The following is a 21,226-nucleotide window of genomic DNA, read 5'->3' as shown; positions in this document are numbered from 1 at the left end:
TCGAGATATTCATTACCCTCTTATCTATGCCGATCCACGCTCACGTCGCCTCACGCCGCGACGTGAAATGATCGAGCAAGCCCGTCGGCAGCGGAAACACGATGGTCGAGGACCGCTCGCCGGCGATGTCGTGCAGGGCCGCGAAGTAGCGCAGCTGCATCGCCTGCGGCTCCTGCGCGAGAATCCGGCCGGCCTCGACCAGCTTTTCGGCGGCCTGCTGTTCGCCCATCGCGTTGATCACCTTGGCGCGCCGCAACCGCTCCGCTTCGGCCTGCTTGGCGATCGCGCGCACCATGGTCTCGTTGATATCGACGTCCTTGATCTCGATGCCGGTCACCTTGATGCCCCAGACATCGGTCTGCTTGTCGAGGATCTCCTGGATGTCGGCGTTCAGCCTGTCGCGTTCGGCGAGCATCTCGTCGAGCTCGTGCTTGCCAAGCACCGAGCGCAGCGTGGTCTGGGCGAGCTGACTGGTCGCGGCCATGTAGTCGCCGACCTTGATGATGGCGCGCTCGGGATCGACGATGCGGAAGTAGAGAACCGCATTGACCTTGACCGAGACATTGTCGCGCGAAATCACATCCTGCGGCGGCACCACCTGCACCATCACCCTGAGGTCGACCTTGACCAGCTGCTGCGCGACCGGAATGAGGATGACGAGGCCCGGACCCTTCACCCCGGTGAAGCGTCCGAGCGTGAAGATCACGCCGCGCTCGTATTCCCTGAGGATGCGAACGGCCTGGGTGAGAAACAGGACGATGATCAGCGCAAGCACTGCATAAAGCGAATATTCGAACATCAGACTTGACCTCCCTCACCGCTCGGCCGCCGAACCACCAGGGTCAAGTCGACGATATTGGCGACCTCGACCCTCTCTCCGGGTTTGAAGGTGTCGGCGCCGCGCGCTTGCCAGCGTTCGCCATGCGTAAAGACGTGCCCCTCGTTCTCGTTCCAGTCGAGCACCTCGGCGATCAAGCCTCGCATCGCCTGCGCGCCGACGCGTGGCGAACCGCGGCGGGCGCGCCTGACCGCACCCAGCACGACCAGAACGAACCCCGCGAAAATCGCCGCGACGACGGCGATGACCGACCACGACAACCGGTAGCTGGACGACTCGACCCGGACCAGCATGATGGCGCCGAGCACAAAGGCGACGACGCCTCCAAGGCCGATCACGACGGTCGGATTGAAAGCCTCGATGGCAAGAAGCGCGATGCCGAGCAGCATCAGGCCGAGCCCGGCATAATTGATCGGCAGCATGTTGAGGGCGTAGAGGCCGAGCAGCAGGCAGATCGTCCCGATCACGCCCGGAGCAACGGTGCCGGGCGACATGAACTCGAAGATGAGGCCGTAAATGCCGACCATCAGGAGGATGAACGCGACGTTGGGATCGGTGATGACAGCCAGGAATCGGGAGATCGTGCCGGGATCGACGGTTTCGATGACGGCATCCCGGGTCGCCAGGGGCTGCGTCGTGCCGCCGCCGAGCTCGACCATTCGACCGTCGATTTGCTTGAGCAGATCGGCCTCATCGCGCGCGACGATGTCGATGGCGTGCGCCTGCAACGCGCCGTTGGCGGACAGCGTGGCGGCTTCTCGGACCGCCTTCTCCGCCCAATCGGCATTGTGGCCGCGCAGCTCGGCAAGGCTGCGGATGAAGGCGACGGCATCGTTCGTCACCTTCGCCGTCATCGCGTCCTTCGGCTCGTCCTTCTTGTCCTTGCTGTCCTTATCGGGTGTGCCGCTCGGCAGGCCGGGAAGCGGCCCGCCAATCTGCACCGGCGTGGCGGCCCCGATATTGGTGCCCGGCGCCATCGCTGCGATATGGGTCGCGTAGAGGATATAGGTCCCGGCGCTTGCCGCATGGGCGCCGGCGGGCGCGACATAGCCGGCGACAGGAACGGACGAGGCGAGCACATCCGCGATGATCTCGCGCATGCTGGAGTTCAGGCCGCCGGGCGTATTCATGCGAAGGATCACGATCTCGGCGCGTCGTTCGCTTGCCTTGACCAGCGCCTCCTTCACATAGCTCGCCGACGCCGGCCCAATGGCGCCGTCGATCGTGACCGTAAGTGCAAGACGGCGGTGATCCTCCGCCGAGCCGGGACGGAGACAGGCAAGACAAGCGACGATTCCGATCGCCGCAACGAGGGCCGCCTTCATGATCCGCACGGCAAGGGCTCCCTTGCCAAAGATATGGTGGCCGTCACACAAACCTCAATGCGGAGGTAGGTCGCCGGCAATTGCGATTGTGCGATGCAATGGGGGGCGACCTGCGGCACTCATGTCGCGGATGGCGTCATTCCCGGATAGGTGCGCAAAGGAGCAACTCCTTCCTATTCCGAAGAGGCGCGAAAGGAGACCTAGCTCGGGCGAAATCTGTCGCGAAATCGCGAACGCGTGGCTGGTATTTTTCGTTCTGCATCTGACTCCATTTCGTTCGCAAAGAACGAATCGGAATCGCAAAAACATCGCGAACCAATTCTTGCCGATTGGTTTAAGCAGCGACGCAATCGAGAATTCCGGGATGGAGAGGAGGCGAAAGCGTGCCGTACGGCCTCTCGCCTGTGTCCCTACGCCGCCGCCTTCTGCTTCGCCACCATCGCTTCGCCGAAAGCTTCGAACAGTTTTCGGTTGATGGGATTGCGCTGCGGGTCGTATTCGGCGTGCCATTGCACGCCGAGCGCGAAGCTGGGCGCTTCCGCGATGCGGATCGCCTCGATGGTGCCGTCCTCGGCGACGCCCTCGATCAGCACGCGCTTGCCGGGATCAAGGATGCCCTGCCCGTGCAGCGAATTGACCCGGATCTTCTCGCAGCCGAGGATTTTGGCGAAGGCGCCGCCCGGCGTGAGGTCGACGTCGTGGCGGTCGGCGAACACGACAGTCGGATCGGGATGGATTTCCCCGTTCTCGAGCCGGGGCATGCGGTGGTTCATGCGGCCGGGGATTTCGCGGATCTCGGGATGCAGCGAGCCGCCGAAGGCGACGTTCATCTCCTGCAAGCCGCGGCAGATGCCGAACAGCGGGATGCCGCGCGCGACGCAGGCGACCGAAAGCGCCAGCGCGACCTCGTCGCGGTGGACGTCGTAGGGCTCGTGCTTCTCGCAGGGATCGACATTGAAGCGCGTCGGGTGCACGTTGGCACGGGCCCCTGTGAGCACGATGCCGTCCACGGTATCGAGCAGCGCGGCGATATCGGTAATGTCGGGCGCGCCCGCGAACATCACCGGCAAGCCGCCGGAAACTTCGGCCACGGCGCGCAGATTGCGCTCACCGACCATCTGGACCTGAAATCGATTTTCGACGCGATGGGCGTTCCCGATCACGCCGACGACCGGCTTTCTCATCTCCCGTTCCGACCTCTCCGCAAGAAGATTCTCCAAACATGCCCCTCGTATGGAACAAATTCAACAGAGGGGATCGCGGGACGGCAATGCTATTTTCGCGCAAATCCTGGGCGGAGGGCATCCCAAAAGGCACCCCTTGGCTCCGGACGCGTTGGCCTTAAGGCGGGCTCCCGGGCCAATCGGCGCTGCCCCTGCTTGATCGCCGGCGGCAATTTGCGAAGGTGCTCCATGAAGCCCGAAAAGGATCCGATGTGACCATTTCCAGAGGCGAACGGCCCCGGACCCCCACCGACCTCGCGTGGGCTATTGCCGTCGGCGGCATCGCCGTGGTGCTGTTCACTGCACTGCTCGCCTTCACCTGGTATTTTGCCGCCACCGTGCTGCTGATCTTCGCCGGCATGCTGCTCGGCGTCGGGCTCAACGCGCTGACCAATGCACTCGGCCGCCTGGTCCACCTTCCCCATGGGGTCCGGCTTGCAATGGTTTGCGCCGTGCTTGCGATCCTGCTCGCCGGCGTCGCCTATCTCGGCGGCGCTACCATTGCCGATCAAGCCTCGGCGCTGAGCAAGACCATCAAATCGCAGATCGGCTCGGTGAAATCCTTGCTGGATCGTCATGGCATCGACACCAGCTTCTTCGATTTCGGCAATGCGGCATCCGACGGCTCGGCCACGACGCCACCGGACTCGACGTCTCCGCGAGCTGCGACACAGCGCGGTCCCCTGCCCGGTGCTGACGCCCTGGCCTCCAGCGGCGGAGCCATTGTCAGCCAGACTTTCAAGCTGCTTCTCGGCACCATCCATGGCGTCGGCAACATCTTCATCTTGTTCTTTCTGGGACTCGCCTTCGCCGCCCAGCCAAGCGTCTATCACGACGGCCTGCTGTTCCTGGCACCAGCGAAGCATCGCACCCGTGTCGCTCTGATTGTCGACCGCATCAGCGAAACGCTGGAGCGCTGGTTGATCGCGCAGATCGTCGTGATGATCGCAGTTGGCGCCGTGACCTGGATCGGGCTTGCCATCATCGGCATCCCCGGCTCGTTCATCCTGGGGATTCAGGCCGGCCTGCTCGCCTTCATCCCGACCGTCGGCGCCATCATCGCCGGCGTCGTCGTGGTGCTGGCGAGCCTCGCCTCGGGCTGGATCCCGGCACTATCGGCATTGGTCCTGTTCCTCGGCGTGCACGCGATGGAAAGCTACGTGCTGACGCCGCTCCTACAGCGCCAGGCGCTGGACATCCCGCCCGCCACGCTGTTCGCGTTCCAGATCCTGCTCGGCGTCGTCTTCGGAATCTGGGGCCTCGCGTTGGCGCTGCCACTGGTCGCCATTGCCAAGGTCATGATCGACCATTTCAAGACGTATGAGGCGCCGTCTCTCGCCGAGACGGCGTAAGGCGTCGTGCCGTAGCTCAGGTCGTCAGCACGGTCTCGGTGTGCTCGACATCAGGGGGCGAGGCGAAATACTGGCCGACCAGGCCGCGCCATTCGGTGAAATTCTCGGAGCCGCGGAAATCGACGGTGTGGTTTTCCAGCGTCGCCCATTTCACCATCAGCCGGTAGCGCTGCGGCTTCTCGATCGATTTGTGCAGCTCAAAACCGTGAAAGCCCGTCGAGCGACCGAAGGCGGCCTTGGCCTTGGCGACGGCAGCCTCAAAGTCCTTCTCGCTGCCCGGCTTGACGTCGATTTGCGCGATCTCGGTGATCATCGTTTTCCACCCCATTGTCTGGTGGCCGTGTCTAGCGCAGACGGAAGCAAAGAAAAAGGCGCCGAAACGGCGCCCTGCCCGGCCGAAAATGCGGCGCTCTCAGGCGAACAGCAGCGCGGTGCCGGCGACGACGAGCGCGCAGCCGAGGAACAACGCGAACGGCCAATAGCTCCGGCTCTTGATGTAGCGCCCCTGGGCGCGGCGCTCGGCAATCAGCGCCGTCTCGTATTCGTCCGCGGTCGAGAACAGACAGGCGAAACCGCCGCGTGCCGAGCTTGCGGCGGCTTCGAGCGACATCAGGGCAGCTTGCGGGTTCTGTCGACGGATCGATTCCATGGCAGCAATGGTGGAACCGAATGGTAAACAGAAGATTACCGCAAGCCCAACTGCTCAGGCCGTCGCCGGCTGTGCCTTGGGAATGCCTATCCGCGCGGCGCTCTGGCGGCGCCAGTTCTCCAGCGACAGCGGCAGCTCCTCCGCCGCCTCGACGCGGTTACGGCCGCCGCGCTTGGCCTGGTAGAGCGCGGTATCGGCCGAGGCCAGCAACACTTCGAGCTCGGTGCCGGCAGGCCCGCCCGCCACGCCGATGCTGACGGTGGTGTCGACAGGGCCTTCCTCGACCACGACGCCTGACGTCTCGAACGCCTCGCGCACGCGCTCGGCGACCACTACGCCTTCCTCGAGCGCGCAGGGAAGCAGCGCGGCGAATTCCTCACCGCCGATGCGGCCAGACAGGTCCGAGATGCGCAAATTGTTGACGACGATGGTCGAGAACAGTTTCAGCATCTCGTCGCCGGCGGGATGGCCGAAGCGGTCGTTGATCGACTTGAAATGGTCGATGTCGAAGATCATCACAGTGACAGGGCGGCCGCCCTTGGCCTCGCGGTCGATCATCCTTGCGCAGGCTTCCGAGAAGCCGCGGCGGTTGAGCATGCCGGTCAAGGGATCAGTCGACGCCGCGGTGCGGTGCGCGGTGACGGTGCGCTCCGACACCAGCATGAAGATCACGAACACGGTGCCGACGGCATAGAGGATGAGTTCGACCGCGAACACGGTGACCCAGACGCTGGCGGAGAAGCCGGCATCGTGCGGCCGCAGGAAGCTGCCGATCAGGATCGGCAGCATCAGCACACAGCCGTGCATGACCGGCACGACGAAGGCCGGCCAGCGCCGTTGCAGGCTCTTGCGCCGCTCCACCCAGAGCTCGCTCGCGGTCAGGGCCGCATAGACCGAGACGATGCCGGCGCCGATGATCATGCGCAGCATCGAGGCGGTGGGATCGAGCAGCGTGGCGGCCGCGACCCAGGCCAGTGCGCCGAATACGAGACCCAGCCAGTTCGGCTTGCGGCCGTGGAAGACGCGCGCCGCGTTCCACACCATGCCGCAGGCGACAAAGCCGGCCGCGTTCAAGGCGAGATAGAGATACGGGCCGAGCTTGTCGCCGGTCGCGGTCCACAGCGCGACAGAGGACGCGCCGAGCAGATAGGCGGTGCCCCACCATTTCAGCGCGGGGCTGTTCTCCTGTTTGCCGAAAAACACCATCATGGCGCCGAGCAATGCGGCGACCATCGTGGCGACCAAATAGAGCGTGATGCTATCGAGCGACATCATGTCGGCCCCCTTCTAAACATAGCAGTTACGCGATCGGCCCAGCCGACTTGCGCGCCCTTCCAGACGCGACGCTAGGTCCGACGAGTTCCATTCAGGTTTTCACGCGGGCCCAAGTTTTCGGGAAACACGCGCTCAATTTGCGTACAAACGAACAACAAAAAAGGCGCTGAAATCAGCGCCTTTTTGCTTCTCATTGAAGCCGCTTTCGCGGCGAATGTGACCGAAGCGATTAACGCTTCGAGAACTGGAAGGACCGGCGGGCCTTGGCCTTGCCGTACTTCTTGCGCTCGACCACGCGCGAGTCGCGGGTGAGGAAGCCACCCTTCTTGAGCACGCTGCGCAGCTCGGGCTCGAAATAGGTCAGAGCCTTGGAGATGCCGTGACGCACGGCACCAGCCTGGCCGGACAGACCGCCGCCAGCGACCGTGCAGATCACGTCGTACTGGCCCGAACGCTGGGCCACGGAGAACGGCTGCTCGATCATCATGCGCAGCACGGGACGAGCGAAATAGACCTCGACCTCGCGCGAATTGACGGTGACCTTGCCGGCGCCCGGCTTGATCCAGACGCGGGCCACCGCGTCCTTGCGCTTGCCGGTGGCGTAGGCGCGGTTGAACTTGTCGACCTTCTTCTCGTGCTTGGGCGCATCGGGCGCGACGGCTGCGGTCTTGAGCTGCGAGAGCTGGTCGAGCGACTGAATGGATTCGGCCATGATTATGCGGCCCTCGTGTTCTTGCGGTTCAACTTGGCGATATCAAGCTTCTCGGGCGTCTGGGCCTCGTGCGGATGATCGGCACCGCCGTAGACGCGGAGGTTGCCCATCTGGACACGACCGAGCGGACCACGCGGGATCATGCGCTCGACGGCCTTCTCGAGCACGCGCTCGGGGTGACGGCCTTCGAGGATCTGGCGCGCGGTGCGCTCCTTGACGTGGCCGACATAGCCGGTGTGCTTGTAGTAGGTCTTCTGCTCGCGCTTGCGACCGGTGAGAACGGCATGCTGCGCGTTGATGATGATGACGTTGTCGCCGCAATCAACGTGCGGGGTGTAGGTCGGGAGGTGCTTGCCGCGCAGACGCATGGCGACGATAGTGGCGAGACGGCCGACGACCAGACCCTTGGCGTCGATCAGCACCCACTTCTTCGTCACCTCGGCCGGCTTTGCCGAAAAGGTTTTCATGTCAGAGTTTCCGTGGACGGGGAATAGCGGCGCGAACACCACGCCGGACTGGGCGGGTTTCTAGAGAAGAGACGGGCAACGGTCAATGCCCGATGATCTAATTTAGATAAATAGAATCAATGACTTAAAAATATGGTGCGATATTACCTGCGAAAAGCTCAAACATTTGGAATGGAATAGGTCGAGGTGACATGGGCGATCGGATCGGGCGACGTCCCGGACAGCAACTTGACCTCCCCGACCGCCAGCCGCTTGCCGAGCTTGAGCAGGCGGGCCTCGGCCAGCACGTCCTGCCCCGGCTGGCCCTTACGCAGGAAGTTGATGTTGAGATTGGTGGTCACCGCGAGTCCGATCGGCCCGATCGCTGACAGCAGCACCACGTACATGGCGAAATCGGCGAGCGCCATCAGCGTTGGGCCGGATACGGTTCCACCCGGCCGCAGCATCTTCTCGCCGTAGCGCTGGCGTAAAAGGCAGGTCTGGCCGTCCGCGCTCTCGATCGTAATGTCGTCGCCGCTGAAGGCCTGGGGGAATTCGTCACGGAGAAACTGCTCGAGCTCCGCCACGCTCATTTTCGCTGCCGCCATGCCGTTCCCCACCCTCGCTTCACGTCGCCTGCTACACTAGGTTATCTGCATCATCTAACCGTAATAATCCAATTGGAAACGCCGCGATGTCCACCCAGGCCGCCCGCGCCCCCACTCCTCATCAGCCAATTCTGCTGCGCGAAATGGTCGGGCCCATCGCTGTGCTGACCTTGAACCGGCCGGCGGCGCGCAACAGCCTGTCGACGGCGATGATCGCCACCCTCCACGCAGAACTCGATGATATCGGCAACGATAAGGCCGTCCGCGGCGTCGTGCTGGCGGCCAACGGTCCCGCCTTCTCGGCGGGTCACGACATGAAGGAACTGACCGCCCGCCGCAGCGATCCGGACCGCGGCCGCGCCTTCTTCGCCGACACCATGAATGCCTGTAGCGCGATGATGCAGGCGATCGTGCATCTGCCCAAGCCCGTGGTTGCTGCCGTCCAGGGCATCGCGACGGCGGCCGGCTGCCAGCTCGTCGCGAGCTGCGATCTTGCGATCGCCTCCGAAGCGGCGAGTTTCGCCACGCCCGGTGTCGACATCGGTCTGTTCTGCTCGACGCCGATGGTGGCGCTGTCGCGCAACGTGCCGCGCAAGCAGGCGATGGAGATGCTGCTGACAGGCGAACCGGTCCCCGCTGCGCGCGCCCGCGAGATCGGCCTTATCAATCGCGTGGTCGCCGCCGGCACCGAACGCGACGCAGCCATTGCGCTGGCGCAACAGGTTGCGCTGAAATCCGCCTACACCATCAAGCTCGGCAAGGAGGCGTTCTACCGCCAGGCCGAGATGAGCCTTGCCGACGCCTATCGCTATGCGGCAGAGGTGATGACCGAGAACATGATGGCCCGCGATGCCGAAGAAGGCATCGGCGCCTTCATCGAGAAGCGCACGCCGACCTGGCGGGATGAGTAATTCTATTTCTTACGCCGTCATTCCGGGGCGATGCGCAGCATCGAACCCGGAATCTCGAGATTCCGGGTCGGCTCTTCGAGCCGCCCGGAATGACGAATGAAGGATCACATGAATCACGACGCCTATCCCGACAATTACATCCGCGGCATCCTCAACAGTGTGAAATCGATCGCCATGGTCGGCGCCTCGCCGGTCAACGTGCGGCCGAGCTATTTCGCGTTCAAATATCTGGCGCAGCGCGGCTACGACATGATTCCGATCAATCCTGGACATGTCGGCAAGGAGCTGCTCGGCAAGCCCTTCGTCGCCTCGCTTCGCGACATCGGCCGCCCAATCGACATGATCGACATTTTCCGCAACTCCAGCCACATCATGCCAGTGGTCGAGGAGGCGCTGACGCTCGACCCGCTGCCGAAGGTGATCTGGATGCAGCTTGGCGCGCGTGACGATGCGGCAGCTGAAAAGGCGGAAGCGGCCGGTATCAAGGTCGTGATGAACCGCTGCCCCAAGATCGAATATGGCCGGCTGTCGTCCGAGATCTCCTGGATGGGCGTCAATTCACGTACGCTCTCCTCCAAGCGCGCGCCGGCGCCGACGCAAGGCATGCGCCTCTCCCTCAACCGGATGAGTGTCGGCGGTGGCGACACCGCGGCCTCCGACCGCGCAGCCAAGAACAAGAGCGAGCAAAGCTGACGCACTTGCGAAGGATTCGTTTCGCGAACGCGTCGATGCGTAGCACCATCGTTGCGATGTGAAGCCGCGGCTTGACGCCGGCCACGGCGCCGATCAGCATGCCGCGCGATTTCAGACCACAAGAACAGGACGCCTCAATGAGCGATCGCCTTCCGGGATTTTCAACCCTCGCCGTGCATGCCGGTGCACAGCCTGACCCGACCACCGGCGCACGCGCCACTCCGATTTATCAGACAACCTCGTTCGTCTTTAACGACGCCGACCACGCAGCCTCGCTGTTCGGCCTGCAGGCCTTCGGCAACATCTATACCCGTATCGGCAACCCGACCAACGCGGTGCTCGAAGAGCGCGTTGCCGCGCTCGAGGGCGGCACGGCCGCGCTTGCGGTCGCTTCGGGCCATGCCGCCCAAGTCGTGGTTTTGCAGCAATTGCTCCAGCCCGGTGACGAATTCATCGCCGCGCGAAAACTCTATGGCGGCTCGATCAACCAGTTTACGCATGCGTTCAAGAGCTTTGGCTGGAACGTTGTGTGGGCCGATCCCGACGATATCGCGAGCTTCGAGCGCGCGGTGACGCCGCGCACCAAGGCGATCTTCATCGAGTCCATTGCCAATCCCGCCGGCAGCATCACCGACATCGAGGCGATCTCGTCGGTGGCGCGCAAGGCTGGCGTGCCGCTGATCGTCGACAACACCTTGGCCTCGCCCTATCTGATCCGCCCGATCGATCACGGCGCCGACATCGTGGTGCACTCGTTGACGAAATTTCTGGGTGGTCACGGCAACTCGCTCGGCGGCATCATCGTCGATGCCGGCACCTTCGATTGGTCGACGGGCGGCAAATATCCGATGCTGTCGGAACCGCGCCCCGAATATCACGGCATCCGCCTGCAGGAGACCTTTGGCAATTTCGCCTTCGCGATCGCCTGCCGCGTGCTCGGCTTACGCGACCTTGGCCCTGCGCTGTCGCCGTTCAACGCCTTCATGATCCTGACCGGCATCGAGACGCTGCCGCTGCGCATGCAGAAGCACTGCGACAACGCCAAGGCGGTCGCCGAATTCCTCGCCGGCCATCCGGCGGTGGCTTCGGTGAGCTATGCGGGCCTTCCGAGTGACAAGTACAACCAGCTCGCGCGCAAATATGCGCCGAAGGGCGCAGGCGCCGTGTTCACCTTCAGCCTCAAGGGCGGCTACGACGCCGGCGTCAATTTGGTATCGAAACTGCAGCTATTCTCGCACCTCGCCAATGTCGGCGACACCCGCTCGCTGGTCATCCACCCGGCCTCGACCACCCACAGCCAGCTCGACGACGCCGCCAAGGTGAAGTCCGGCGCCGGTCCGGATGTGGTCCGGCTCTCGATCGGCATCGAGGACAAGGAAGACCTGATCGCCGACCTGGAGCAGGCGCTGGGGTAGTTACCGCCGTCATTCCGGGGTGGTCCGAAGGACCAGAACCACAGGTGCGCAATTGCGCACCGGGGAATCTCGCGATTCTCAGGTGCGCAATTGCGCACCATAGTTCGGTGCTTTGCACCGCCCCGCAATGACAGCCGTTGTTTCGACGGCCGGTTAACAGTCATTAACCACATCTGCCGCATACATCATTCTTGGATCGCCTTTGATTCGGAGCCAACGATGCTGCGCTGGATGGTGCCTGCCCTGGCAGTGATGCTGACGGCCTCAGCAACCCTTGCGGCCGACTTGCCGGCCAATCCGAAGCGAAGGGCCGCAGCTCCGCCGCCAAAGGTCTATGTCGAGACCGATCCGGACGCGCTGATCTCGCCGGCCGATGGCGTCGGCAGCTACGTCAGCAATCTGCCGGGCACCCCGCTGTTGCCGGGCTCTCATACGCTGCCGGGCTATTACGGGCGCCCCTGGAGCTACGATTATCAGGGTGCGTATTACGGCGGGAAGCAGGTCGATTATTTCTGGCGCCTGCCCTATGCGTGCGGTGTCTACGGCTATTGCTGATCAGCCCGGCTGTCCCACTGGAACCGCGCGCGGCTGCGCTTCCGCGCTCTGCCGCGACGCCAGCCGCTCCGCCTGCATCACCGCCAATGTCAGCACGGCGATCGCGACCGCCTGGTGCGAGAGCGCCAGATCAATCGGCACCTGGTTGAGCAGCGTGAGGATGCCGAGCACCACCTGCAAGCTGACCGCCGCGAACAGCCAGAGCGCCCCCCGCGTCGCCGCGCCTGCGCGCGAGCGTACCGCGTCGAATGCATGCAGCGCCGCCAGCGTGAACAGCAGGTAAGCCGTCATCCGGTGCTCGAACTGCACCGTCAGCACATTGTCGAACATATTGCGCCACCACGGCGTCTCGAACCACAGCCGCTCGACCGATGGAATGAACGCGCCGTCGATCTGCGGCCAGGTGTTGTAGGCGCGTCCTGCGCGCAGGCCTGCGACCAACGCCCCGAAATAGATCTGGATGAAGGTCAGTATCACCAGCACCGCGCTCGTGAACCGCAGCCGGGCCGGAGCCGCGAGCTGCGACCGATCGGCGAGTCGCCGCACCGTCCAGACGATGCCGGCGAAGATCAGCAGCGCCAGCACCAGATGCGTCGCCAGCCGATATTGCGACACTTCAACCCGGTCGGACAGGCCTGATGCCACCATCCACCAGCCGACGGCGCCCTGGAGGCCGCCGAGCGCGAACAGCAGCCACAGCCGTCGCTTCAGCTCACCGGACAGGCCGCCGCGCCACAGGAAGAACAGGAACGGCAGCAGATACGCGACGCCGATGAAGCGCCCGAGCAGCCGATGGCTCCACTCCCACCAGAAGATCTCTTTGAACTCGGACAGGCTCATCCCCGCGTTCAGCTCGCGATATTGCGGGATTTTCTTGTAGGCCTCGAAGGCGTCGGTCCACTGCGCCTCCGACAGCGGTGGAATACTGCCGGTGACCGGTTTCCACTCGACGATCGACAGGCCGGACTCCGTCAGCCGTGTCGCGCCGCCGACCAGCACCATCAGCGCGATCAGGGCGGCCACGGAGATCAGCCACCAGCGCACGGCGCGATGCGGATGGGTTGGGGCGGAAATCGTCGTCATTTCAGGGACAAACCAAGCCTTGTGACTAACGGACTTGAACCGGACTGCGTGCCCCTTATAGTCCCCCGCTCCCGCAGCGCAAGTTACGCGAAAGCCGCAAATCCCCGCCATGACGATCCGCACCCGCAAGTTCCTCGGCGCCATTCTGCTGCTGGTGCTGGCCACCGTCTGGGCCCTGCTCGGCATGGCGGCGGCGCAGATGCCGTGGATCGCCGTATCCGGCTGGCGTCAGGCGATCTACTACGTGGTGGTCGGCATGGGCTGGGTGCTTCCGGCGATGCCGATCGTGAGCTGGATGCAGCGGCCGGACCGGGCGTAACCCCGCAAACGCGCTTGCGCGTTTGTCGGTTGCGAAGGCCCTGACCATCGTTGCGTCAGCTCGCAGCGCTGCCCGTCGGTTTCACCGGTGCGAAGGCAACGCCCGACACCAGCACCCGCATCATGCGCAGCGAGCGTACCCGTCCATCCCAGGAGATCCGTGGCAACGCCCGCAGATTGGTGCGCCCTTGCGCATCCACGATACCCGGGATGGTCGATACCGCGCTGGCAAAGCCCGCCTCCTCCGCCAGCACGACGTGGCTGCGCCGGAACGAGGACCGATCGCCGAACGGATATGCCAGGTGCTTGACCTCACGGCGAAACGCGGCTTCCGCCACCGCCTTGCCCATCGTCATCTCGCGCAGTGCCGCCGCATCCTTCATGTTGGCAAGCACGGGATAGTTTACGGTCGCACTGCCGATCGTGACCAGCGGATCGGCAGCTAACCTCGCCAGATCCTCCCAATCCATCGACGCCTCGCGCGAAATTGCAGCGAGATCGATGCTGTAGCGGCTGCAGAGATCGGCGATCGCGGCCGACAGATCCGCCGGCGGCAGCGAGCGCAGCCAACCCTCGAGATGCCAAAACAGTGCCTGCTTCTCGGCATTATCAGTGATGGTGAAGCGCTGCTCCCTGTCGCCCATCATCAGGCTGATCCGGCTCTCGCGCCCGATCACCCGCTCGAGCCCAAGCCACCACGCTTCTCCAACGCCGTCGGGAAAGGCGGTCGGAACATAGAGCGTGAACGGCACGGCGTGGCGCGCCAGCACCGGATAGGCAAAGCTGATGAGGTCCTTGGGCGTGCCATCGAAGGTGAGCGCCACGAAGCGCCGCTTCTCCGGCAACGTCACCGCGCGCCGGCAAACCTCGTCCATTCCGAGAAACTCATAGTCCCAGCGCTTCAGCGCGCGAATGGCACGATCGAGGAATTGTGGCGTGATCTCGTGTTCTTGCAGCGGCTGGAACGCGCCGCTTCGCCGCGGCCGCACGTGCTGGAAGCGCAGGATGGCACCCGCGCCACGGCTGCGCAGCAAGGGCTGGCCCGAGACCCAGGCCAGTTCGAGCCGCAACCGCTGCAGCCATCTGTCGTCGGATGCCAATACCCCACCTTCGCGCTCGCCGGCAGCCCGTTCCCTGACCCATTGTCATTACCCTTTGTTGACATTTGTTTGCAAAGGTCGGCCACAGGTCGAAATAGGTATTTTTCGCTTTCTCGACAGGTTTCGCGAATGACCATGGCTGCGGCGATGCAAAGCCGGACGGCGGAATCGCCAGCGCGGTCCAGAGCGAGCCGTATTGCGCATGTCGATATCGTCGCCGATCTCGGTGAAGCCGAGAGAGTCTGGCGCGCGCTCGAGGAGCCCGGCCACCTCTTCACGCCCTATCAGCGGTTCGATCTCCTGGGCACCTGGCAACGATCGGTCGGGGAGCGCGAAGGCGCCCGGCCCTTGATTGTGATCGCGCGCGATGCCGAGCAGAATCCGCTCGCGCTGCTTCCGCTGGCATTGCGCCGAGGTCACGGCGTGCGCACGGCCTGCTTCATGGGCGGCAAGCATACGACCTTCAACATGGGACTGTGGAACGCCGAGTTCGCAGCACAAGCCGTCGCTAGCGACCTCGACGCACTGATCGCACCGCTGCGCAATGGGGTCGACATCCTCGCGCTGACGCAACAACCGAAGCGCTGGCACGATCAGCAAAATCCCTTCGCATTCCTGCCGCAGCAGAGCGCAATCAACGGCTGCCCGGTGCTGGTGATGGAGCCAGGCGGCCCGCCCGCATCGCGGATCAGCAATTCCTTCCGCCGCCGGCTCAAGAGCAAGGAGAAGAAGCTCCAGGCGCTTGCCGGCTACCGCTATCACCTCGCCACATCGGACGCGGACGTCACCCGCCTGCTCGACTGGTTCTTCCGCGTCAAACCGGCGCGGATGGCTGAGCAGAGGCTGCCCAACGTCTTCGCCGAGCCCGCCGTCGAGAAATTCATCCGCAGCGCCTGCCTGGCACCACGCGGCGAAGGGCACGTCATCGACATTCATGCACTGGAATGCGACGACGAGGTGATCGCGATCTTCGCCGGCGTTGCCGACGGCCAGCGCTTCTCGATGATGTTCAACACCTACACGATGTCGGAGCACGCCCGCTACAGCCCGGGCCTGATCCTGGTTCGCTACATCATCGACCGCTACGGCGAGCGCGGCTACCGCTCCCTCGACCTCGGCATCGGATCCGACGACTACAAGCGCATGTTCTGCAAGGATGACGACGACATCTTCGACAGCTTCGTACCCCTGACCCCGCGCGGTAGGCTTGCGGCCGTGGCGATGTCCTCGATCAGCCACGGCAAGCGCCTGGTGAAGCAGAACCAGACGCTGTTCGATTTGGCGCGACGGCTAAGGCAGGCGTTCGGGTAGCGACGAATGTCGTACGGTGGGCAAAGCGAAGCATGCCCACGTTCTGCGTGCGATCGAAGAGAGATGGTGGGCACGGCGCAAGCGCGCCTTTGCCCACCCTACGATTCCTGGCCAAGTCTCATCCTGAGGAGACCGCGAAGCGGTCGTCTCGTAGGACGAGGCGCTCGCGCAGGCCCCGAACGAAGTCACCTACGCCGCCACCACGCGCGGAGTCTCACCGGCGTTCGACGGCTGCACGGGCCGGCTCAACATCGTCACCTCGCTGAAGCCGACGGCCTTGAGCTGTTCGCACATGAGCTTACGCGCATCAGCCTCCATCGACGCGTCGGGGACCACGACAGCGCGGGCATTCGTCGTCAGGAGTTCTGCCGGCAATTCGGAAGCGTCACCGGCGTCGAGCAGCACGTAATCGTAAGCGCGCAGCAACGCGTCGATTGCGAGCGTCACCCGCGGCGACTGGAGCAGGCTTTGGTCGAAGCCTGGACGACCGGCCAGGACGAGATGCAGCCGCGAAAATTTGTCGCGCGTAATGATCTGCGCGAACGAGGCCTGCCCCTGCATCAGCTCGGCAAGACCGGGCGACGCCGGATCGACCGACACCGCTGATATCGTCGGCGAGGATGCGGCGAGATCGACCACGACGACGCGCGCCTCGCGCGCCAGATGCCGTGCGAGCGTCAGCGCCGACAGCGTGATCGCCTCGCCCGATGCGGTGCCGAGCACGGTGACCTTCTTCGCAGCTGCACCGGCAGCCCTCAGGCTCTCGGCCAGCTGTCCGATTTCGGCCAATTCGCCGACGTCGGCATCATCAGTCATCTCCGGCTGGAGCGGTACCGCAACCGTCTCCACCGGATCGACAACAGGCTCGCGACGAACCGCCGCGGGGGCGAGCGTCGCGACGGCGCGCGGCGCGGTCTGGCGCAGCAGCTCGCCGGTGACGACAACACCAGAGGACAGCAGCAGCGTCGCCAGGGTCGCGATCAGTACGATCGGAAGCTTCTTCGGATAGGCCGGCGTGTTCGAGACGATGCCACGCGAGATGATGCGGCCCTCGGTCGGCGCGGTGTCGATGGTTTCGCGGGTATTGGCCTCGCGATATTTGGCAAGATAGGTCTCGAGCAGGTCGCGCTGCGCCTTGGCCTCGCGCTCGAGCGCCCGCAGCTGAACGTCCTGGCCGTTGGTCGAGGTCGCCTGCTTCTTGAGCTGCTCGAGGCTCGTGGTCAGGCCGTCGACCCGGCCGCCGGCGATCCGCGCATCGTTTTCAAGCGAGCGCGAGATTTTCGCCGCCTCGTCGCGGATCTGACCATCGAGATCGCTCAGCTGCGCTTTCAGTTCCTTGATGCGCGGATGATTGCCGAGCAGCGTGGACGACTGCTCGGCAAGCTGGGCGCGCAGCGTTACACGCTGTTCCGACAAGCGCCGCATCAGCTCGGAGTTCACGACCTCGGACGCCTCGATCGGCTTGCCGCTCTGGAGCATCTCGCGGATCAGCCGCGCCTTGGACTCGGCGTCGGCCCTCAGCGCGCGCGCGTTGTTGAGCTGGGTATTGACCTCGCCCATCTGCTGGTTCGACAGGGTGGTGTTGTTGGTGCCGACAAACAGTGACGATTTGGATCGGAAGTCCTCGACCTTGGCTTCGGCCTCGGAGACCTTTTTGCGCAGGTTCTCGATCTCGCCCGCAAGCCACTGGCTGGCGTTGCGCGCCTGGTCCTGTCGCGCATTCTGCTGGAGCACGAGATAGCCGGCGGCGATCGAATTGGCGACGCGCGCGGCGAGCTCGGGATCCTGCGACTGGAATTCGACGACGATCACGCGCGACTTGTCGACCGCGTAGGCCTGAAGGCGATCATAATACGCATCGAGCACGCGCTCTTCCGGTGTCATCGAGAACGGATCGCGGCCGATGCCGACCAGCGCCGCGAGCGATTTCAGCGGCGAGATGCCTTGCAGCACCGGATCGAACTCCGGCCGTTCGGCCAGCTTGTTCTTCTTGATGATCTCGCGCGCGAGATCGCGCGACAGCACCAGCTGCACCTGACTGGTGACGGCCTCGGGGTCGAGTGCCTGCCGCTCCTCGGTGCTGCGATCGCTGCTCGGCCGCAGGAAGACGTTCTCGCGGCCGTCGATCAGGATGCGCGATTCGGATTTGTAGCGCGGCGTGATGAGATTGACGATCGCGACGGAAGCGACGAGGGCCAACACCGTCGGCACGATGATCCAGCCGCGCTTGCGCGCGAGCGCGCCGCCCAGCGCATGCAGATCGATGTCGCCGGATTCGGCTGGCGCCTGCCTTGCAACGATCGGCGCCGGCTTGGCTTCGACCCGGGGCTTGGCGTTCGAAACGGCTCGCTCGATGACGGCCTTGTCCTTGCCGGCACGCCAGAACGCTAAACGCATCGAACACTCCCGCAGGGCAACGCCACTCGTGTACCTCAATGAGGCCGATTACACTCCATTAAGGTTGCCGCTGGGTTAATCGTGACCTCTGGCATGCAACGCAGAAGCGTTCGTCACCGTTTGTTAACCACGAGGGGTCCTTAATCGCATCGATATTTCGAGAAACTTTGTCCAGTTTCGCGCGCTGGTTTTGATCATGCCTCCCTCTCCTGACCGGCCGCTTCGCATTCTGCACGCCGTACGCGCGCCCGTCGGAGGCATCTTCCGGCACATCCTCGACGTCGCCAACGGTCAGGTTGATCGCGGCCATCACGTCGGGATTCTCGCCGACAGCCTCACCGGTGGCGAGCGCGCGGACAAGGCGCTGGCCGGACTTGCGCCGCGGTTGAAGCTCGGCGTGCATCGGATGGCGATCCGCCGGGAACCCTCGGTGGAGGATTTTCTGGTTTGGTTGCGCATGCGCCGCCTGATTGCCGCGCTCAAGCCCGACGTCTTGCACGGCCACGGCGCCAAGGCCGGCGCTTTCGTTCGCGCGCGGCGCCGCGCTGACGACACCATTCGCATCTACACGCCCCATGGCGGCTCGCTGCACTATCCGCTCAACACCTTGAAGGGGGAATTTTACGCGCGCCTCGAACGCTCGCTGATGGACGCGACGGATCTGTTCCTGTTCGAGAGCGCTTTTGCGCGCGACACCTACCAGCGCATCGTCGGTACGCCCAAGGGCGTGGTGCATTGCGTCTTCAACGGCGTGACGCCGGAAGAGTTCGAACCCGTCGCTATCGCCGATGACGCTACCGACCTCTGCTATGTCGGCGAGTTCAGGCACATCAAGGGCGCGGACCTCCTGGTCGACGCGGTGGCGCGGCTGCGCGAGAGCGGCAGGCAAGTCACGCTGACGCTCGGCGGCGACGGTGAGGAGACCGCGGCGCTGAAGGCGCAGGTCGAGCGGCTCGGCCTGAAGGAGGCGATCCGCTTCATCGGCCACGTCAAGGCGCGTGACGGCTTTTCCAAGGGGCGACTGCTGGTCGTCCCCTCGCGCGGCGATTCCATGCCCTATGTTGTCATCGAGGCCGGTGCGGCCGGTATTCCCATGATCGCAGCGCGCGTCGGCGGCATCCCGGAGATTTTCGGGCCCGACAGTCCGGCGCTGTTCGCCGCCGGCAACGCCGAAGCCATGGCTGAGGCGATCGCGGCCGCGCTGGACGACGCGCAGGCGACCGCGCAGCGCGCATCGACCTTGCGCGAGCGCATCTCGGCGCATTTCTCCCAGGAGGCGATGGTCGAAGGCGTGCTCGCGGGCTACCGCGATGCATTTGCCAATCATTAACCATCCTTAAACCGGCTTTAGAGAATCTTCCGATTTGTCCGATAATCGATGTGCCAGGGGATTGGAAGCCCGGGGCGCAAAGCCGTGCCGCGAGTTTTTGGAATGGACGTAGACGCCCGTGGAACCGCTCAACGCACGCTCCATGCTCGATGCCGCGACCAGCGCCGCGGCCAAGCCTGCCGGGACTAATTTCGTCGAACGCCGCCGCCGGCTCACGCCGGCCGCGCTCGAGATCGTCAATCAGAAAGTCGCCCGCGCCTATTCGCCGATCGTGATTGCCGGCGTCGTGCGCGCCATCGACTTCGTGCTGCTCATCGTGGTCGGCATCGCCGTCTATGTCGGCTACGTCATGCCGAACAACGGCTTCAGCTGGGTCTATCCGTTAGAGATCGCCGCTGTCGCAGTCGCAGCCGTGGTCTGCTTCCAGGCCGCGGACATCTACCAGGTGCAGCTGTTCCGCGGCCAGCTCCGGCAGATGACGCGGATGATCTCGTCGTGGTCGTTCGTATTCCTGCTGTTCATCGGCGTCTCGTTCTTCGCCAAGTTCGGCAGCGAGATCTCGCGGCTATGGCTTGCCGCCTTCTATTTCCTTGGCCTCGCCGCGCTGGTCGTCGAGCGCCTCATCCTCCGTTCGCTGGTGCGCAGCTGGGCGCGCCAGGGCCGGCTCGATCGCCGCACCATCATCGTCGGGTCCGACAGCAACGGCGAGCAGCTGGTCGAGGCGCTGAAGGCGCAGGAGGATTCCGACATCCACGTGCTCGGCGTGTTCGATGACCGCAACGACAGCCGCGCGCTCGATACCTGCGCCGGCGCGCGCAAGCTCGGCAAGGTCGACGACATCGTCGAATTCGCCCGGCGCACCCGCGTCGATCTCGTGCTGTTCGCGCTGCCAATTTCGGCGGAGACGCGCATCCTGGAGATGCTGAGGAAGCTCTGGGTGCTGCCGGTCGATATCCGTCTCTCCGCGCACACCAACAAGCTGCGCTTCCGGCCCCGATCCTATTCCTATCTCGGCGAGGTGCCGACCCTCGACGTATTCGAGGCACCAATCACCGATTGGGATCTGGTGATGAAATGGCTGTTCGACCGCGTCGTCGGCAGCCTCGCATTGCTCGCGGCCCTTCCCGTGATGGCGCTGGTGGCGCTGGCGGTGAAGCTCGACAGCCCCGGTCCCGTCCTGTTCCGCCAGAAGCGTTTCGGCTTCAACAATGAGCGCATCGACGTCTATAAATTCCGCTCGATGTATCACCACCAGGCCGACCCGACGGCCTCGAAGGTCGTGACCAAGAACGATCCGCGCGTCACCCGCGTCGGCCGCTTCATCCGCAAAACCAGCCTCGACGAGCTGCCGCAGCTCTTCAACGTGGTGTTTTCGGGCAATCTCTCCCTGGTCGGCCCGCGTCCACACGCGGTGCAGGGCAAGCTGCAGAGCCGGCTGTTCGACGAGGCCGTCGACGGCTATTTCGCCCGCCACCGCGTCAAGCCCGGCATCACCGGCTGGGCCCAGATCAACGGCTGGCGCGGCGAGATCGACAATGAAGAGAAGATCCAGAAGCGCGTCGAGTTCGACCTCTACTACATCGAGAACTGGTCGGTGCTGTTCGACCTCGTCATTGTCCTGAAAACGCCACTCTCGCTGCTGACCAAGAACGAGAACGCGTATTGAGTTTCCGTCATGCCCCGGC

Annotated in this window: 21 protein-coding genes; 9 read left to right on the top strand and 12 right to left on the bottom strand. The window is 64.1% G+C overall.

Features of this window, described 5'->3' with window-relative positions:
• Positions 1 to 40: 40 nt before the first annotated feature.
• The 3 genes from HYH07_RS27105 to HYH07_RS27095 all read right to left on the bottom strand — a co-directional run bounded on the left by HYH07_RS27105 (position 41) and on the right by HYH07_RS27095 (position 3,347).
• Positions 41 to 799: a slipin family protein gene (locus HYH07_RS27105; RefSeq protein WP_409363916.1), complete on the bottom strand. Its 759-nt coding sequence runs from the start codon at positions 797 to 799 to the stop codon at positions 41 to 43.
• Positions 799 to 2,172: a nodulation protein NfeD gene (locus tag HYH07_RS27100; protein WP_220005354.1), complete on the bottom strand. Its 1,374-nt coding sequence runs from the start codon at positions 2,170 to 2,172 to the stop codon at positions 799 to 801. The genes HYH07_RS27105 and HYH07_RS27100 overlap by 1 nt, the downstream gene beginning before the upstream one ends.
• Before the next feature lie 401 nt (positions 2,173 to 2,573).
• Positions 2,574 to 3,347: a gamma-glutamyl-gamma-aminobutyrate hydrolase family protein gene (locus tag HYH07_RS27095; protein WP_057756266.1), complete on the bottom strand. Its 774-nt coding sequence runs from the start codon at positions 3,345 to 3,347 to the stop codon at positions 2,574 to 2,576.
• A 251-nt stretch (positions 3,348 to 3,598) separates the two neighbouring features.
• Here HYH07_RS27095 and HYH07_RS27090 point away from each other — a divergent pair, with 251 nt between their 5' ends.
• A complete protein-coding gene (locus tag HYH07_RS27090) occupies positions 3,599 to 4,738 on the top strand; it encodes an AI-2E family transporter (RefSeq protein ID WP_220005353.1) in 1,140 nt (379 codons plus the stop codon).
• Between the two features lie 16 nt (positions 4,739 to 4,754).
• Here the strand turns inward: HYH07_RS27090 and HYH07_RS27085 are convergent, their stop codons facing one another.
• The 6 genes from HYH07_RS27085 to HYH07_RS27060 all read right to left on the bottom strand — a co-directional run bounded on the left by HYH07_RS27085 (position 4,755) and on the right by HYH07_RS27060 (position 8,428).
• Positions 4,755 to 5,051, bottom strand: a complete 297-nt coding sequence (locus HYH07_RS27085) for an antibiotic biosynthesis monooxygenase (RefSeq protein WP_220005352.1) — start codon at positions 5,049 to 5,051, stop codon at positions 4,755 to 4,757.
• Between the two features lie 99 nt (positions 5,052 to 5,150).
• A complete protein-coding gene (locus tag HYH07_RS27080) occupies positions 5,151 to 5,387 on the bottom strand; it encodes a hypothetical protein (RefSeq protein WP_220005351.1) in 237 nt (78 codons plus the stop codon).
• Between the two features lie 54 nt (positions 5,388 to 5,441).
• Positions 5,442 to 6,662 carry a GGDEF domain-containing protein gene (locus tag HYH07_RS27075; RefSeq protein WP_220005350.1) on the bottom strand — a complete coding sequence of 407 codons (1,221 nt, stop codon included), beginning with the start codon at positions 6,660 to 6,662 and terminating at the stop codon, positions 5,442 to 5,444.
• Between the two features lie 229 nt (positions 6,663 to 6,891).
• Positions 6,892 to 7,374, bottom strand: a complete 483-nt coding sequence (gene rpsI, locus HYH07_RS27070; RefSeq protein WP_057756279.1) for a 30S ribosomal protein S9 — start codon at positions 7,372 to 7,374, stop codon at positions 6,892 to 6,894.
• Positions 7,375 to 7,376: 2 nt separating this feature from the next.
• Positions 7,377 to 7,841 carry a 50S ribosomal protein L13 gene (gene rplM, locus HYH07_RS27065; protein WP_057756282.1) on the bottom strand — a complete coding sequence of 155 codons (465 nt, stop codon included), beginning with the start codon at positions 7,839 to 7,841 and terminating at the stop codon, positions 7,377 to 7,379.
• Between the two features lie 158 nt (positions 7,842 to 7,999).
• Entirely contained in the window at positions 8,000 to 8,428 is a 429-nt protein-coding gene (locus HYH07_RS27060) for a PaaI family thioesterase (protein ID WP_057756285.1), read from the bottom strand.
• 86 nt (positions 8,429 to 8,514) lie between these two features.
• Here HYH07_RS27060 and HYH07_RS27055 point away from each other — a divergent pair, with 86 nt between their 5' ends.
• The 4 genes from HYH07_RS27055 to HYH07_RS27040 all read left to right on the top strand — a co-directional run bounded on the left by HYH07_RS27055 (position 8,515) and on the right by HYH07_RS27040 (position 12,002).
• Positions 8,515 to 9,339: an enoyl-CoA hydratase gene (locus tag HYH07_RS27055; protein ID WP_220005349.1), complete on the top strand. Its 825-nt coding sequence runs from the start codon at positions 8,515 to 8,517 to the stop codon at positions 9,337 to 9,339.
• Positions 9,340 to 9,447: 108 nt separating this feature from the next.
• A complete protein-coding gene (locus HYH07_RS27050; protein WP_220005362.1) occupies positions 9,448 to 10,032 on the top strand; it encodes a CoA-binding protein in 585 nt (194 codons plus the stop codon).
• Positions 10,033 to 10,169: 137 nt separating this feature from the next.
• A complete protein-coding gene (locus tag HYH07_RS27045; protein WP_220005348.1) occupies positions 10,170 to 11,447 on the top strand; it encodes an O-acetylhomoserine aminocarboxypropyltransferase in 1,278 nt (425 codons plus the stop codon).
• A 219-nt stretch (positions 11,448 to 11,666) separates the two neighbouring features.
• Positions 11,667 to 12,002: a hypothetical protein gene (locus HYH07_RS27040; protein ID WP_220005347.1), complete on the top strand. Its 336-nt coding sequence runs from the start codon at positions 11,667 to 11,669 to the stop codon at positions 12,000 to 12,002.
• Here the strand turns inward: HYH07_RS27040 and HYH07_RS27035 are convergent, their stop codons facing one another.
• Positions 12,003 to 13,085, bottom strand: a complete 1,083-nt coding sequence (locus HYH07_RS27035; RefSeq protein WP_220005346.1) for a COX15/CtaA family protein — start codon at positions 13,083 to 13,085, stop codon at positions 12,003 to 12,005. It lies immediately after the preceding gene.
• Between the two features lie 109 nt (positions 13,086 to 13,194).
• Between HYH07_RS27035 and HYH07_RS27030 the strand changes: the two genes are divergently transcribed.
• Positions 13,195 to 13,404: a DUF2842 domain-containing protein gene (locus HYH07_RS27030; RefSeq protein ID WP_057756297.1), complete on the top strand. Its 210-nt coding sequence runs from the start codon at positions 13,195 to 13,197 to the stop codon at positions 13,402 to 13,404.
• 55 nt (positions 13,405 to 13,459) lie between these two features.
• On the opposite strand, the gene HYH07_RS27025 is transcribed toward HYH07_RS27030, so the two are convergent.
• Positions 13,460 to 14,503, bottom strand: a complete 1,044-nt coding sequence (locus HYH07_RS27025; protein WP_220005345.1) for a polysaccharide deacetylase family protein — start codon at positions 14,501 to 14,503, stop codon at positions 13,460 to 13,462.
• Between the two features lie 129 nt (positions 14,504 to 14,632).
• Here HYH07_RS27025 and HYH07_RS27020 point away from each other — a divergent pair, with 129 nt between their 5' ends.
• Entirely contained in the window at positions 14,633 to 15,814 is a 1,182-nt protein-coding gene (locus HYH07_RS27020) for a GNAT family N-acetyltransferase (protein WP_220005344.1), read from the top strand.
• Positions 15,815 to 16,003: 189 nt separating this feature from the next.
• Here HYH07_RS27020 and HYH07_RS27015 read toward each other — a convergent pair whose 3' ends face one another.
• Positions 16,004 to 18,211 carry an exopolysaccharide transport family protein gene (locus HYH07_RS27015; protein ID WP_220005343.1) on the bottom strand — a complete coding sequence of 736 codons (2,208 nt, stop codon included), beginning with the start codon at positions 18,209 to 18,211 and terminating at the stop codon, positions 16,004 to 16,006.
• 196 nt (positions 18,212 to 18,407) lie between these two features.
• Between HYH07_RS27015 and HYH07_RS27010 the strand changes: the two genes are divergently transcribed.
• Positions 18,408 to 19,541: a glycosyltransferase family 4 protein gene (locus HYH07_RS27010; RefSeq protein ID WP_220005342.1), complete on the top strand. Its 1,134-nt coding sequence runs from the start codon at positions 18,408 to 18,410 to the stop codon at positions 19,539 to 19,541.
• A 118-nt stretch (positions 19,542 to 19,659) separates the two neighbouring features.
• Positions 19,660 to 21,207: an undecaprenyl-phosphate glucose phosphotransferase gene (locus tag HYH07_RS27005; RefSeq protein WP_220005341.1), complete on the top strand. Its 1,548-nt coding sequence runs from the start codon at positions 19,660 to 19,662 to the stop codon at positions 21,205 to 21,207.
• The last annotated feature ends 19 nt before the right edge of the window (positions 21,208 to 21,226 follow it).

This window comes from Bradyrhizobium sp. BR 10261, assembly GCF_019455395.1.
Taxonomy (GTDB): Bacteria; Pseudomonadota; Alphaproteobacteria; order Rhizobiales; family Xanthobacteraceae; genus Bradyrhizobium; species Bradyrhizobium manausense.
The sequence above is the reverse complement of the archived record's forward strand: the minus strand, read 5'-3'. Positions and strand labels throughout refer to the sequence as shown.

Coding starts and splice junctions, on each gene's coding strand:
- HYH07_RS27105 (WP_409363916.1), bottom strand. CDS start 799: ATGTTCGAATATTCGCTTTATGCAGTGCTTGCGCTGATCATCGTCCTG.
- HYH07_RS27095 (WP_057756266.1), bottom strand. CDS start 3,347: ATGAGAAAGCCGGTCGTCGGCGTGATCGGGAACGCCCATCGCGTCGAA.
- HYH07_RS27085 (WP_220005352.1), bottom strand. CDS start 5,051: ATGATCACCGAGATCGCGCAAATCGACGTCAAGCCGGGCAGCGAGAAG.
- HYH07_RS27080 (WP_220005351.1), bottom strand. CDS start 5,387: ATGGAATCGATCCGTCGACAGAACCCGCAAGCTGCCCTGATGTCGCTC.
- HYH07_RS27075 (WP_220005350.1), bottom strand. CDS start 6,662: ATGATGTCGCTCGATAGCATCACGCTCTATTTGGTCGCCACGATGGTC.
- rpsI (WP_057756279.1), bottom strand. CDS start 7,374: ATGGCCGAATCCATTCAGTCGCTCGACCAGCTCTCGCAGCTCAAGACC.
- rplM (WP_057756282.1), bottom strand. CDS start 7,841: ATGAAAACCTTTTCGGCAAAGCCGGCCGAGGTGACGAAGAAGTGGGTG.
- HYH07_RS27060 (WP_057756285.1), bottom strand. CDS start 8,428: ATGGCGGCAGCGAAAATGAGCGTGGCGGAGCTCGAGCAGTTTCTCCGT.
- HYH07_RS27055 (WP_220005349.1), top strand. CDS start 8,515: ATGTCCACCCAGGCCGCCCGCGCCCCCACTCCTCATCAGCCAATTCTG.
- HYH07_RS27050 (WP_220005362.1), top strand. CDS start 9,448: ATGAATCACGACGCCTATCCCGACAATTACATCCGCGGCATCCTCAAC.
- HYH07_RS27045 (WP_220005348.1), top strand. CDS start 10,170: ATGAGCGATCGCCTTCCGGGATTTTCAACCCTCGCCGTGCATGCCGGT.
- HYH07_RS27040 (WP_220005347.1), top strand. CDS start 11,667: ATGCTGCGCTGGATGGTGCCTGCCCTGGCAGTGATGCTGACGGCCTCA.
- HYH07_RS27035 (WP_220005346.1), bottom strand. CDS start 13,085: ATGACGACGATTTCCGCCCCAACCCATCCGCATCGCGCCGTGCGCTGG.
- HYH07_RS27030 (WP_057756297.1), top strand. CDS start 13,195: ATGACGATCCGCACCCGCAAGTTCCTCGGCGCCATTCTGCTGCTGGTG.
- HYH07_RS27020 (WP_220005344.1), top strand. CDS start 14,633: ATGACCATGGCTGCGGCGATGCAAAGCCGGACGGCGGAATCGCCAGCG.
- HYH07_RS27015 (WP_220005343.1), bottom strand. CDS start 18,211: ATGCGTTTAGCGTTCTGGCGTGCCGGCAAGGACAAGGCCGTCATCGAG.
- HYH07_RS27010 (WP_220005342.1), top strand. CDS start 18,408: ATGCCTCCCTCTCCTGACCGGCCGCTTCGCATTCTGCACGCCGTACGC.